The organism is Embleya sp. NPDC020886 (assembly GCF_044333915.1).
Classification (GTDB): Bacteria; Actinomycetota; Actinomycetes; order Streptomycetales; family Streptomycetaceae; genus Embleya.
In genome coordinates this window covers 895,478-908,315 of sequence record NZ_JBIRRX010000003.1, presented here as the reverse complement: position 1 = coordinate 908,315, position 12,838 = coordinate 895,478, and the positions used below count along the sequence as shown (strand labels likewise).

8 protein-coding genes are annotated in these 12,838 nt (G+C 69.2%); 6 read left to right on the top strand and 2 right to left on the bottom strand.

Going from position 1 to position 12,838, the window contains the following annotated elements:
* Nucleotide 1 precedes the first annotated feature (1 nt).
* From ACH4U8_RS14780 to ACH4U8_RS14755, 6 genes are all read left to right on the top strand, one after another.
* Entirely contained in the window at nucleotides 2-1,609 is a 1,608-nt protein-coding gene (locus tag ACH4U8_RS14780; protein ID WP_395778113.1) for an amidohydrolase family protein, read from the top strand.
* Between the two features lie 108 nt (nucleotides 1,610-1,717).
* Entirely contained in the window at nucleotides 1,718-3,061 is a 1,344-nt protein-coding gene (locus ACH4U8_RS14775) for a serine hydrolase domain-containing protein (protein WP_395778111.1), read from the top strand.
* A gap of 121 nt (nucleotides 3,062-3,182) precedes the next feature.
* Nucleotides 3,183-4,235, top strand: coding sequence for a dipeptidase (locus tag ACH4U8_RS14770; protein WP_395778110.1), 1,053 nt, complete (start codon nucleotides 3,183-3,185; stop codon nucleotides 4,233-4,235).
* The gene (locus tag ACH4U8_RS14765) at nucleotides 4,232-7,258 is read left to right on the top strand and encodes an aminotransferase (protein WP_395778108.1); all 3,027 of its coding nucleotides are present in this window, start codon (nucleotides 4,232-4,234) and stop codon (nucleotides 7,256-7,258) included. The genes ACH4U8_RS14770 and ACH4U8_RS14765 overlap by 4 nt, the downstream gene beginning before the upstream one ends.
* A gap of 65 nt (nucleotides 7,259-7,323) precedes the next feature.
* Nucleotides 7,324-8,373 (top strand): agmatine/peptidylarginine deiminase, encoded by a 1,050-nt coding sequence (locus ACH4U8_RS14760; protein WP_379989537.1) that lies wholly within the window; start codon nucleotides 7,324-7,326, stop codon nucleotides 8,371-8,373.
* Nucleotides 8,370-10,100 (top strand): amidase, encoded by a 1,731-nt coding sequence (locus tag ACH4U8_RS14755; RefSeq protein ID WP_395778107.1) that lies wholly within the window; start codon nucleotides 8,370-8,372, stop codon nucleotides 10,098-10,100. Before ACH4U8_RS14760 ends, ACH4U8_RS14755 begins: the two co-directional genes overlap by 4 nt.
* 425 nt (nucleotides 10,101-10,525) lie before the next feature.
* Here ACH4U8_RS14755 and ACH4U8_RS14750 read toward each other — a convergent pair whose 3' ends face one another.
* Both ACH4U8_RS14750 and ACH4U8_RS14745 read right to left on the bottom strand, forming a co-directional pair.
* Nucleotides 10,526-11,509 (bottom strand): MsnO8 family LLM class oxidoreductase, encoded by a 984-nt coding sequence (locus ACH4U8_RS14750; RefSeq protein WP_395778105.1) that lies wholly within the window; start codon nucleotides 11,507-11,509, stop codon nucleotides 10,526-10,528.
* A 258-nt stretch (nucleotides 11,510-11,767) separates the two neighbouring features.
* A complete protein-coding gene (locus ACH4U8_RS14745; RefSeq protein WP_395778104.1) occupies nucleotides 11,768-12,820 on the bottom strand; it encodes an aldo/keto reductase in 1,053 nt (350 codons plus the stop codon).
* Nucleotides 12,821-12,838 lie beyond the last annotated feature (18 nt).

Below are 12,838 nucleotides of genomic sequence, written 5' to 3'. Positions count from 1 at the left end.
CATGTCCGAGATGACGAACGACCTCGTGATCCGCGGCGGTACCGTCGTCGACGGGACCGGAGCGCCGCGGAAGACCGCCGACATCGCCGTCTCGCGCGGTCGAATCGTTCACGTCGGGGACATCGAGCCGGACGGGCGATTCGAACTCGACGCGACCGGGCTCGTGGTCGCTCCGGGGTTCGTCAACATCCTGAGCCACGCGTACGAGTCGCTGCAGCAGGACGCCCGTGGATTGTCGGACCTGTATCAGGGCGTCACCACGGAAGTCTTCGGAGAGGGATACTCGCTCGGCCCGGTCGTCGACCGCGCCGTCGAAATCGTCGATCCCACGCCCCGGGAAGACGGAGTCCGCACCGCCTTTCCGCGGTTGAACGACTTCCTCGAGAGCCTCGAGGCCAACGGCGTCGGACCGAACGTCGCGAGTTTCGTCGGCGCCCACAATCTCCGTGCGATCCGCGCCGGCGCGGACGAACGGCAGCTCACCGACGACGAACTCCGATCGGTCTGCGGCATCCTCGACGAGGAGCTCGCCGCCGGCGCACTCGGCGTCGGCTCGTCACTCCTGTACGCCCCCGGCATCTATGCCTCCACCGAGGAGCTGGCGGCGTACGCGGGAGTGGCGAGCGCGCACGGCGCCCTCTACATCTCACACATCAGGGACGAGGCCGCGCATCTGGAGAAGTCCGTCCGTGAGGTGATCGACATCGCCCGGATGTCCGCCGGCCGGGTACATGTGTGGCACCTCAAAGCCTCCGGCCGTGACAACTGGCACCGGATGGCCGAAGCGATCCGCCTGATCGCGGACGCGCGCGAGGAAGGGATGGAGATCAGCGCCGATCTCTATCCCTACGAGGCAGGCGGTACGAGCCTGGCCGCGTGCATTCCACCGTGGTACTTCGACGGCGGCGAGAAGGCCCTGTTGAAACGTATCGCGGACCCGGTCGGCAGGGCGCAGATCATCGCGGACATCCGGGTGCCGGGCGGCACGTGGGAGAACATCTATCTCGATGCGGGCGGCGCCGAAGGTGTCCTGCTCCAGGGCGGACGCGGCGCGAACGCCGAGGCTGCCGGAAAGACGTTGGCGCAGTTCAGTGCCCTCCGTGGCTACGGCGATCCCCTCGAAGCGCTCCTGGATCTCGTGGCCGAGGACCCGCACACGGAGGCCCTCTACTTCTGCATGTCGGAGGAGAACATCCGCCTCGGTCTGGAACAGTCGTGGGTGAGTGTGTGCTCCGACGCCGAAGCGGCCTCGACGGAGCCGCCGTTCTCGGACTCCCCGACACACCCGCGAGCCTACGGCTCCTTTGCGCGCGTCCTCGGTCCATACGTGCGTGACGGCCTGCTGACGCTGGAGGAGGCCGTGCGTCGCATGACGAGCCTGCCGGCGGACACGCTGAGACTCGTCGGACGAGGGAGGGTCAAGGCCGGCGAGTGGGCCGACCTTGCGATCTTCGATCCGGACGCGGTCCAGGATCACGCTACGTACTCCGAACCCCACCGCTACGCCACAGGAATGCACCACGTGCTCGTCAACGGCCGCTTCGCACTGCGTGACGGGAACCCCACGGGCGCACTCGCGGGTCGGGCACTGAGGCGCGGCGTGCGTTGACGCACCCGAGGACGCCCCCGCAACATTCATCATCACTTCACGGAGAAGAACACCATGGCGATCACCAGGATCACCCTTGCTCCCGACTTCACCAAGGCCGTTCGCGGGGTGCTGGAGGACACCTCGTGGGCGGCCGGCCTCTCCCTGGCGATCACGGACCGGGACGGGGTTCTCGCACAGACGTCCGCCGGATTCGCCGACCTCGCCGCCGGGAGCCCCGTCCGTGACGACACGCTCTTCGAGATCGGTTCGATCTCCAAGGGATTCACAGCGGCACTGATCCTTCAGGCACGTGACAGCGGGCTGCTCGACCTGGACGCACCGGTGACCCGCTACCTGCCCTGGTTCACGGTGAAGTCGAAGTTCGCGCCGATCACCGTCCGGCATCTGCTGAACCACACGGCGGGAATCGTCGGCGGCGCGGAGTACACGGGCGAGTCCGCGTTCGAGGTCTGGGCGCTCCGCGACACGGAAGCGACGACCCCGCCCGGCACCTGGCACTACTACTCCAACACGGGTTACAAGGCGCTCGGCCTCGTTCTGCAGGCGGTCCACCGCCGGCCCTACGAGCAAGTACTCGCCGAGCGCCTGCTCGATCCGCTCGCCATGGCCGGATCGCACGCGGCGATCACGCACGACACACGCCGCCGTCTCGCCGTCGGCTACGGTCCCTTCTACGACGACCGGGCGCCTCGTCGCGCTGATGGACTGGCGCCCGCGAACTGGCTCGAGACGGCCACCGCCGACGGCAGCATCGCCTCCACGGCCTCGGAGATGACCGCCTGGATACGACTCCTGCTGGGGGACGGCAGCGGCCCAGGCGACGTCCGCCTTCTGCGGACCGCCAGCCTGCACGAGATGTTCACCGACTGCGTCGAGGCCGAGGAACCGCCCTACACCTACGGGCTCGGCATGTATGTGTACCAGCGTGCGGGCCGCGAGTACGTCGCGCACACCGGAGGAATGGTCGGCTACAACGCCGCTCTCGTCTGCGACCGCGAACGGGGTCTGGGCGCTGTCGTCCTCGCGAACGGCAGCGGAGCGTGGTCGGACGTCGCCCACTTCGCGATCGATTGGGTCGACGCCGCGCTGTCCGGTCGCCCGTCACCTGCGCTCGTGCTGCCCGAGTCCGCGCTGGAGGAAGCGCCGCAGGAGCCCAGCGTCATCGAGGAGCCGCCTGCGGAATGGAAGCCCGTCGTCGGCCATTACCGCGGCTACAACCCGTGGCTTTCCAACATCCGGGTGCAGTGCAGCGGAGGCCGTCTCTGGGTCTGGCAAGGCGACTTCGCGAGCGACCTCGGCGAGCCGCTGGTTCCGCTGCCCGACGGCAGCTTCCGCATCGGTGAGGACGAGCGTTCACCGGAGCGGCTGGCTTTCGACGTCGTCCTCGACGGCAAGGCGACCCGGGCGACGTTGTCGGGCTACCCGCTGTACCGGACGTTCACTCCGTGACGTGCGTTGCGCAACACCGCCGGGGCGAGCGGCTCGTCATCGGCCCATGTCCTCGGTGCTTCGCCTTCCGCGCTCGCCAGGCACCGGAACGACGTCAGAACCAGAGAAAGGTGCGGCTCGGATGATTCCGGTCATCGACGGACACAATGACCTCGCGTGGGCGCGGCGCGCACACCACGGTTACGCCTCGGCAGGACTTGACGAGCACGTGCCCGGGCTGCACACCGATCTCCCACGGCTGACGGCCGGCGGCGTCGGCGGACAGTTCTGGTCGGTATGGGTCGATCCGGAACTTGTGGGCGCGGACCAGGTGACGGCGACGCTCGAGCAGATCGACTTCGTCCACCGTCTCGTCGACGCCTACCCCACTCGGCTACGGTTCGCCCGGACCGCGGCCGATGTACGCGCTGCCTTCGACGAGGGACGAATCGCCTCCCTGATCGGGGTCGAAGGCGGGGCGCAACTGGGTGGCTCGCTCGCCGTGTTGCGTCAGTACGCCCGGCTCGGAGCGCGCTATCTCACCCTCACCTGGTCACGGACCACGCACTGGGCAGACTCGGCGACGGACGACGCACGGCATGGAGGCCTCACCGACTTCGGCCGGGATGTCGTCAAAGAGATGAACCGGATCGGCGTCCTGGTCGATCTCGCCCACGTCTCCCCGGCGACGATGCGAGACGCGCTGGCCGTGAGCACGCGGCCCATGATCGTGAGCCACTCGGGCGCCCGCCGGATCTGCGACCACCCCCGTAACGTCCCCGACGATGTTCTGGCCGCTGTCGGCGCCGCCGAGGGCGTCGTCATGGTCGCCTTCGTGCCGTCGTTCCTCACAGCCGAGTGCCACGCGTGGGAACGTGCCGGTGAGCAGGGGGAGATGCCCCCGGTGGGCATCTCCGATGTAGCCGATCACATCGAGCACGTGCGCGAGGTCGCGGGCGTCCATGCGGTGGGCATCGGCGCCGACTACGACGGAACCGACCGGATGCCGGCGGGTCTCGAAGACGTCTCGCGCTACCAGGAGCTTCTGCACGAGCTTCGCCGCCGCGGCTGGAGCGAACCCGACCTGGAGCGCCTCGCCCACGGCAACATCCTGCGCGTGCTGGAGGTCTCCGACGCGGATCACCTCTCCTTCCTCCGGGGCACCTCCGACGGCAGCGGGACGTGGACCGCGTGAACGACAGACACAGCGCATCGATGCGGCCGGCCGTCTCCGAGACGGACGCGGAGACCATCGCGCGGGACTGCTACGGCATCGAGGCGGTGGCGCGCGAGCTGGGCAGCAACCAGGACCGCAATTTCCTCCTGCGGGAACCCGACGGAACGCGCAGCGTGCTGCGGATCGACAACCCGACCTTCGGGGACGACGCCCGTGATGCCCAGCACGTCGCACTGGACGCCTATCGCGCCGCGGGCATCCCCGTTCCTGTTGTCCTGGCCGGTCCGAACGGGGAGCTGACACAGCGCAGCGGCGGCGGATATGCCGTTCGGCGCAGTGAGTTCGCAGACGGCGAACCGATGCTCGACGCGGGTTACCTCGCCCCCGTGGTGCTGCAGGAGTTCGGCGCTCTCGCGGCCTCGTCCGTGAACGCGCTCGCAACTCTCGCGCATCCGGGACTCGACCGCGAGCACATGTGGGTCATGGCGGTCGCGCATCAGGAAGTCGGGAGGTGTGCGCCCGCGATCCGCGATCGCGCGCTCCGTCATCGCGTGACCGCCGCCGCCGACGAGGCCCGATCCGTCCTTGACGAAGTCGCGAGCGGCCTGCCGATCCAAGCGATCCACGGTGATCTCACCGACGACAACGTCATGGGGGTACGCGGGGAGGACGGCCGTCTGCACCCGCGCGTCGTGCTCGATCTCGGTGACCTCGCCTATGGCTGGCGCGTCGCAGAGCTCGCGATCACGGCGTCGTCGCTGCTGCATCACGAACCGGAGCGTCCGCTGCGCGTGTTCGACGCGGTCGAGGCGTTCCATTCCCGTGCGCCGCTGTCGGACGCCGAGGCGCGAGCCCTGTGGCCGCTCATCGTCCTGCGCGGCGCCATCCTCGTCGCGAGCGGATGGCGGCAACTGGAGATCGACGGCGACAACGCGTACGCACGCGACCGAATCCGCGTCGAGCAGGCGATCTTCGATGCGGCGACGTCTGTGCCGCTTGCCGAGGCCGTCGAGTACGCGACCGTGCGTCTTCGCTCCGCCGACCCTCTCGCGGTGCCGGATCGCCTCGGCGCGGATGCCCCGGAGCCTCACCCGAAACGCGCCCGGTCCTTGCCTGTCCGTTCTCTGCTGCCCGAGATCGCCGGCGACGTTGTCGTGGTGGACGCCGGTGTGGAGAGCCCGTGGCTGGAGGCCGGGCGGTGGCTCGACGCCGACGCGGAGGACCTCCTCGTGGCGCGAGCCTTCGCCGGTGGCTCCGCGGTCGCGGTGCTTCCCTTCGGCGTCTACCGCCTCACCCGCACGACGATCGACTGCCCGGACGCCGCGGCGACCTGGCCCATCGGCACGGAACTGCATGTTGCCCCGGGGCCCCGGCTCGTGGTGACGACTCCCGTCGAAGCCACCGTGTTCGCCGCGGGCGAGCACGGCGTCAGGCTCCGCCTCGGCGACGGTTGGTATCTCGACATCGACGGTTTTTCCGTCGATGTCGAAGTGAACAGCGTCCTTTCGCCGGGAACGCGCCTGGGCCTGCTCCCCTCCGCGTCGGAATCGCGCCGCATCTGCGTCACCCTCATTCGCGCCGACGCGGTCGAAGGCGCGTCGCCGCCCGTCGACGCGGTCAAGGAACCGGACACCGGGCGTTCGGGACTGGTCACGCCGGAGCGGGTACCGGCATGGTCGGCTCTCGCCCGCGACCCGGCCGGTCTGCTCGGCCTCCCTTCGCAGGCCGAGCGGGACCAGTCGGCCGACGAACAGCGACGCCGCGAGCAGATCCTCGCCGGTGCCCAGGAGCGCTATTACGAGCATCCGATGCAGATCGAACGCGGTTGGCGTCACCACCTCGTCGACACCACGGGCCGCGCCTACGTCGATCTCGTCAACAACGTGGCCGGCCTCGGGCACGGGCACCCTGGTGTCGCCGACGCTGTCGACCGGCAGATTCGCATCCTCAACACGAACTCGCGCTTTCTCTACCGCGAGCTGGCCGAATACAGTGAGCGACTTCTCGCGCTGCTTCCTCCACATTCGCCGCTCGACACCGTCGTGCTCGTGAACTCCGGATCCGAGGCCGTCGATCTCGCCCTGCGGCTCGTGCAAGCGGCGACCGGCCGCAAGACCGTCGTCGCACTTCGGGAGGCCTATCACGGGTGGACAATGGCCAGTGACGCGGTCACCACCAGCGCCTACGACAACCCGTACGCTCTCGATACACGTCCCGAGTGGATTCATGTCGCGGACGTTCCCAACCGCTTCCGCGGTACATACCGAGGCGCGGCGGAGGACCGGTCGGTCGGCGCTCGCTACGCCGCGGATCTCGGAGCCGATCTCGACGGGCTCGCACGCCGTGGCCGCCCGGCGGCCGGATTCATCTGCGAATCGGTGCTCGGCAACGCCGGCGGAGTCCTGCTGCCGGAGGGATACCTCGCCGATGTCTACGCGCGGGTGCGCGCGGCGGGCGGCTTGTGCATCGCCGACGAGGTCCAGGTCGGCTTCGGGCGCACGGGGACGGGCTTCTGGGGATTCGAGCGGTCCGCAGTCATGCCGGATGTCATCGCCATCGCGAAGCCGATGGGCAACGGTTTCCCCATCGGGGGAGTCATCACCTCGCGGGCCGCGGCCGACGCCCTCACCTCCCAGGGGCAGTTCTTCTCCTCGACCGGCGGAAATCCGCTCTCCTGCCGCGTCGGGCTCGCGGTGCTCGACGCCATGGAGGCCGAGGGCACTCAACGGAACGCCCGGGAGATCGGTCGTCACCTTGCGGCCGGTTTCCGGGCGCTCGCGGAACGGCACGGCATCATCGGGCCGATCCACGGCGAGGGCCTCTATCTCGGCGTGGAACTGGTCCGCGACCGGGACACCCTCGAACCGGCGGCGCAGGAAGCCGCGGCGATCTGCGAACGCCTGAGGGAACTGGGCGTGATCGTCCTCACCACGTCCGAACGATCGAACGTTCTGAAGGTCAAACCGCCCCTGTGCATCACGGCCGAGAGCGCCGACTACGCGGTCGCCGCTCTCGATCGTGTCCTCACCGAGGGATGGTGACGACACGTGCGAGGCGCAGCATCCGCACGCAAATCGCTCACCACGCGACCACTTCGGAGAACACGATGACATGGCGCATGCCGTCCGAGACCGCCCCCCATGCACGCACATGGATGGCCTTCCCCCGTGAAGGCCGCAACCTGGGGGAAGGCGACACGTTCAAGCAGACGGGTTACGACTCCTGGACCACCGTCGCGCACGCGATCGCCGACTTCGAACCGGTGACCATGGTCGTCGATCCGACCGAGCGGGACCGCGCGAGGCGCATGCTGGGCGGACACATCGACCTCGTCGAGGCTCCTCTCGACGAGTTCTGGATGCGGGACTTCGGCCCGACGTTCGTCGTCGACGACGAACAGCCGGGCGTCCTCGGCGCCGTCGAATGGATCTTCAACGGCTGGGGCGACCCGGAGTGGTCCGAGTGGCGCCTGTCCGCCGACATCGCCCGCCGGGTGACCGATCTGGTCGGCGCCGAAGCTGTGCGATCCCTGCTGGTGAACGAGGGCGGCGGCATCCACGTCGACGGCGAGGGCACGGTACTGGCGACGAAGACGGTCCAGCTCGATCCCCGACGCAACCCGTTCGCACGCCGGGACCACGTCGAGGCGGAGTTCATGCGCACGCTCGGTGCGACCAAGGTCGTATGGCTGGCCCGGGGACTGACGCGCGACTACGAGCTGTTCGGAACGAAGGGCCACGTCGACATGGTCGCGACGATCCCCTCCCCCGGGGTGCTGCTGCTGCACACGCAGACCGATCCCGATCACCCCGACTTCGCCGTGACCCGCGACCTGCGCGCTCGGCTCGCGGATGAGACGGACGCCGCCGGCCGCCGGTTCCGGATCATCGAAGTCCCGGCTCCCACGGCCATCCGCGACAAGGACGGATTCGTGGACTACTCCTACGTCAACCACCTCGTAGTCAACGGAGGAATCATTTCGTGCGGATTCGGAGACGACCGAGCGGACCGCGCCGCTCGTGACATCCTCGAATCGGCCTATCCCGGACGGCGTGCCGTCACCGTCGATTCCCGGGCGATCTTCGCCCGCGGCGGGGGTATTCACTGCATCACCCAGCAGCAGCCCGCTCTCACCCCGGAGGAGGTCGCCCGATGACATTCGAGGTCTACGAGGCATCCATCGCAGAGCTGCGCCACGCCCTCGAATCCGGTACCGCGCGGTCCGTGGACCTCGTGAACGCGTACCTCGCACGCATCGCGGCGTACGACCGGCCGGAGAGCGCGACGGCTCTCAACGCCATGGTCGTCATCAATCCCGAAGCCCTCGACGAGGCCCGTGCGTCCGACGAGCGCCGGGCGCGACGTGAAGTCCGGGGGCCGCTGGACGGAATTCCCTACACGGCGAAGGACAGCTTCCTCGTCCGCGGTCTGACCGCAGCCTGCGGCAGCCCGGCCTTCGCCGACCTTGTCGCGCAACGTGACGCGTACACGATCGAACGGCTGCGAGCCGGCGGAGCAATCTGTCTCGGCCTGACGAACATGCCACCGATGGCCAACGGCGGCATGCAGCGAGGTGTTTACGGCCGCGCGGAAAGTCCCTACAACGCCGACTGGTTGACGAGCGGATTCGGCTCGGGGTCGTCCAACGGGTCGGGAACCGCCACGGCCGCCTCGTTCGCGGCATTCGGCCTGGCCGAAGAAACATGGTCGTCAGGCCGGACTCCCGCTTCGAACAACGCGTTGTGCGCGTACACGCCGTCTCGCGGTGTGATCTCGGTACGCGGCAACTGGCCGCTCGTGCCCACGATGGATGTCGTGGTCCCGCACACGCGCACCATGGCCGACATGCTCGAAGTGCTGGATGTGGTCGTCGGCGACGACGAGGACGGTCGCGGCGACTTCTGGCGATGCCAGCCCTGGATATCGCTTCCCGCCGCTTCCGATGTACGCCCGAAGGTCTATCCGTCGCTCGCGCCCGCAAATGCGGTGGCCGCGAACCGCACGCTTTCCGGAATCCGCCTCGGCGTCCCGGCGATGTACATCAATGCCGACCCCGAGGCCGGCACGAACCCCGAGGGAGGAATCGGAGGTCCCACGGGGCAGCGCATCCATACCCGCGCGTCGGTTGTCGAGCTGTGGAACGCGGCTCGCCGCGATCTCGAAGCGGCCGGAGCAGACGTGCTCGAGGTCGATTTCCCGGTCGTCTCGAACTACGAAGGCGACCGGCCCAGCGCTCCCACGGTGAAGACCCGAGGACTCGTCGGTCCCGCGTTCCTCATCCGGGAGATCGTCGATCTCTCGGCGTGGGCATGGGAAGACTTCCTCCGCGCCAATGGTGATCCTGCACTGTCGACCCTCGCAGGCGTCGACGGCGCGACGATCTTTCCCCACCCGGTCGGCGCCCTGCCGGACCGCTACACCGGCTTCGATGACGACATCGCCGAATATCCCCAGTGGGTGCGCGAGCACGCGTACGCCGCGTTGACGGACATTCCCGAACTGGAAGCGGGTCTGCGGGGGCTGGAGGAAACCAGGCGCGTCGACCTCGAAGAGTGGATGGACGAGCGGGAACTCGACGGGGTCGTGTTTCCGGCCGTCGCGGATGTCGGCCCCGCGAACATGGACGTCGACCCGGCATCGGCCGATCTGGGCTGGCGAAACGGGGTGTGGGTGGCCAACGGCAACCTCGTCCCACGCCACCTCGGCATCCCCACGATCACCGTACCCATGGGGACGATGCACGACATCGGAATGCCGGTCGGACTCACGTTCGCCGGACGGGCCTACGACGACACCAGGCTCCTCGCGATCGCCGCCGCATTCGAGGCGACGGGGGAAAGGCGCACATCGCCGCCGCGCACGCCCCCGCTCGACCGAGGCTGAGCCCACGTCCTGCCCGGTCAGCCGAGTCACCAGCCTCGCCCAGGCCCCCTGCCCTGCATCCGACCAGGTCGGGTCGGCCTGGCCGACCAACCGCTTCGACTCCGGGTCGTAGTCGATTTTCAGGGCGTAGTGCATGGCGTCGTATCCACCATTGCCCAGGGCTGCGCCGGCTCACCGCGGGCAACCCGACCCCAGCCGTGTCCGACGGCGGCGTCTCGGCCGCTCTCCCGGCCCGCACCGCCGAGCGCGTCCGCATCATGTATCGCGGACGTCTCGTCGAATCCGGTGCGGTGGACCGGATCCTCGACCATCCGACCGATCCGTACACATCGAGCTGTTGCCGTCGATCCCTCGGTCGGGTGCCGTCTGGGTCGACGCACCCGTCTCGACGGAGGTCCGACTCCGGTGGCGTGTCGTCGTCGGGCCTACTCGGCGGCTTTCGCGGCCAGTTCGTAGCAGCGGATGCGTGCGTCGGCATCGTGGACGGAGGCGTACAGCATCAGTTCGTCCGCGCCGGTCTGCTCCACGATCTCCGCGAACCGCCGCCGTACGGTCGTGACCGTGCCGCGTGCCTGCGCCGCACCGGTGGCCTCCACGTGGGCGCGGGTCTCCTCCGGGATCTCGTGGACGGCCGCCTCCTCCGGGGACGGCAGCGCCGACGAGGTCTGCCTGGATCGCGCCACGTCGGTCGGTCGGGCCAGACGTGCGGCCTCCGCCTCGGTGTCCGCCACGACCGTCTCGACCGCGACCATCACATGCGGCCGGTCCGCCCACCGTGACGGGGTGAACAGTTCCCTGTAACGCACTGCCGTGGCGATGGTGCGGTCCGGCCGGATGTGGTGCGCCAGCGCGATCGGCAATCCCAGTCGCGCCGCCAGTTCCGCACTGGCCGTGCTGGACGCGAGCAGCCACGGGCGGGCGCCGCCCCCGTCCGATTGCCGGCCCGCGATCAGCCGCACGCCGCTTTCGCCGGAGAGGTGACGCAGCACGGCGGCCACGTCCTCGCCGTACTCCGTCTCCGTGCCCGGTTCGCCGCCCCGGCGCAACGCCCGCACGATCGACTCGTCGAAGGTACCCGGTCCCCGGCCCATGCCCATGTCGATGCGATCCGGATGCAGCGTCGCCAGTGTGGCGAACTGTTCCGCGAGCGCCAGCGGCGCGTGGTTGGGCACCAGGACACCGCCGGACCCGAGTCGGATCCTGCTGGTCCGTGCCGCGAAATGCGCGATCAGAACCGCCGGCACCACGCTCGCGGAAAGGTCGGTCCCGTGATGCTCGGCGAACCAGACACGCCGGTATCCGAGGTCGTCCAGACGACTCACGGTTCGGCTGGTCGCCGCGAGCGACTCGGCGGCGGTGCGTCCCTGCTCCGCGATCACGAGATCCAACGCGGACAGTGGGATCGGCATGAAGTGAGTCCTCATTTCCTGGTGATCGGCTCGGGGTGTTGTCGGATTGGGTCCGGTGCCGGTGCCCGTGCCGGCCCCGAAACCCGACGGGTCCGGAAACCACACCCGCGAACCCGTGAGCCGGAACGGCCCCGTTTGTCGGGGGACTCGGACTTGTGGCGCGTGCCGGTCCTGGTCGCCCGGCGTCGTGGCGCCGGAATCGGCGGCCCGGCCGAACCCGTCGTCCCGGTGTGGGCGTCGTGGATGCCGACGCCGTCGTCACTGTGGCGATTGTCGGCGCGCCGCCCGGGTTTCGGTGGTGCGTCGGCGGAGTTCCGGCCGCGCGAGCGCGGGTGGGACGTAGGCGACGTCGACGGGTCCGACGTCGGTTCCCGGTCGCACGATCTCGTCGATGCCGTCGAGCAGGTCGTCGTCGAGGACCGTGTCCGCTCCCGCGAGGAGGGCGTCGAGCTGTTCGGGTGTGCGTGGGCCGATGATCGCCGAGGTGACCGCGGGGTGGGCGGTCACGAATGCCAGTGCGAGGTGGGGCAGCGACAGTCCGGCCTGCTCGGCGATCCGGGCGAGTGCTTCGACGGCGTCGAGCTTGCGTTCGTCGGTCATGTGCTGCCGTGCCCAGTGCAGGCGCCCGGCCGAGGCAGTTTCCCCGCTGCCCTTGCGGAGGCGACCGGCGAGCAGGCCCATCGCCAGCGGGCTCCACACCAGGACACCCAGCCCGTAGCGCTCGCAGACCGGCAGGATCTCGCGTTCGATCCCGCGGTTGAGGATCGAGTAGTGCGGCTGTTCGGAGCGGAAGCGGGCGAGCCCGCGCTGTTCGGCCACCCACTGGGCTTCGACGATGTCCGAGGCGGGCAGGTTGGAGTGGCCGATCGCACGGATCTTGCCCGCACCCAGCAGGTCGGTCAGCGCGCCGAGGGTTTCCTCGATGTCGGTGCCGGGCTCGGGGTGGTGGGCCTGGTAGAGGTCGATGTGGTCGACACCCAGGCGGCGCAGCGACCCTTCGACCGCGGAAACGATCCACCGGCGGGAGCTGCCGCGATGGTTGGGGTCGGATCCCATCGGGCCGTTGAATTTCGTGGCCAGGACGACGTCGTCGCGGCGGCCGCGCAGGGCCTTGCCGACGATCTTCTCGGCTTCCCCATCGCCACCGTAGACGTCGGCGGTGTCGATGACGTTGATGCCGCCATCGAGGGCGCGGTGGACGATGCGGACGCACTCGTCGGGGTCGGGGTTGCCGTACGGGCCGAACATCATGGTGCCCAGGGTGTAGGCACTGACCTGGATGCCGGTCCGGCCGAGCGGACGGGTTCGCATGGGTTTCTCCTGGGGTGG

Excerpts from the sequence above, each read along its gene's own strand:
- ACH4U8_RS14770 (WP_395778110.1), top strand. The coding sequence starts at position 3,183 with ATGATTCCGGTCATCGACGGACACAATGACCTCGCGTGGGCGCGGCGC.
- ACH4U8_RS14745 (WP_395778104.1), bottom strand. The coding sequence starts at position 12,820 with ATGCGAACCCGTCCGCTCGGCCGGACCGGCATCCAGGTCAGTGCCTAC.
- ACH4U8_RS14780 (WP_395778113.1), top strand. The coding sequence starts at position 2 with ATGTCCGAGATGACGAACGACCTCGTGATCCGCGGCGGTACCGTCGTC.
- ACH4U8_RS14750 (WP_395778105.1), bottom strand. The coding sequence starts at position 11,509 with ATGCCGATCCCACTGTCCGCGTTGGATCTCGTGATCGCGGAGCAGGGA.
- ACH4U8_RS14755 (WP_395778107.1), top strand. The coding sequence starts at position 8,370 with ATGACATTCGAGGTCTACGAGGCATCCATCGCAGAGCTGCGCCACGCC.
- ACH4U8_RS14760 (WP_379989537.1), top strand. The coding sequence starts at position 7,324 with ATGACATGGCGCATGCCGTCCGAGACCGCCCCCCATGCACGCACATGG.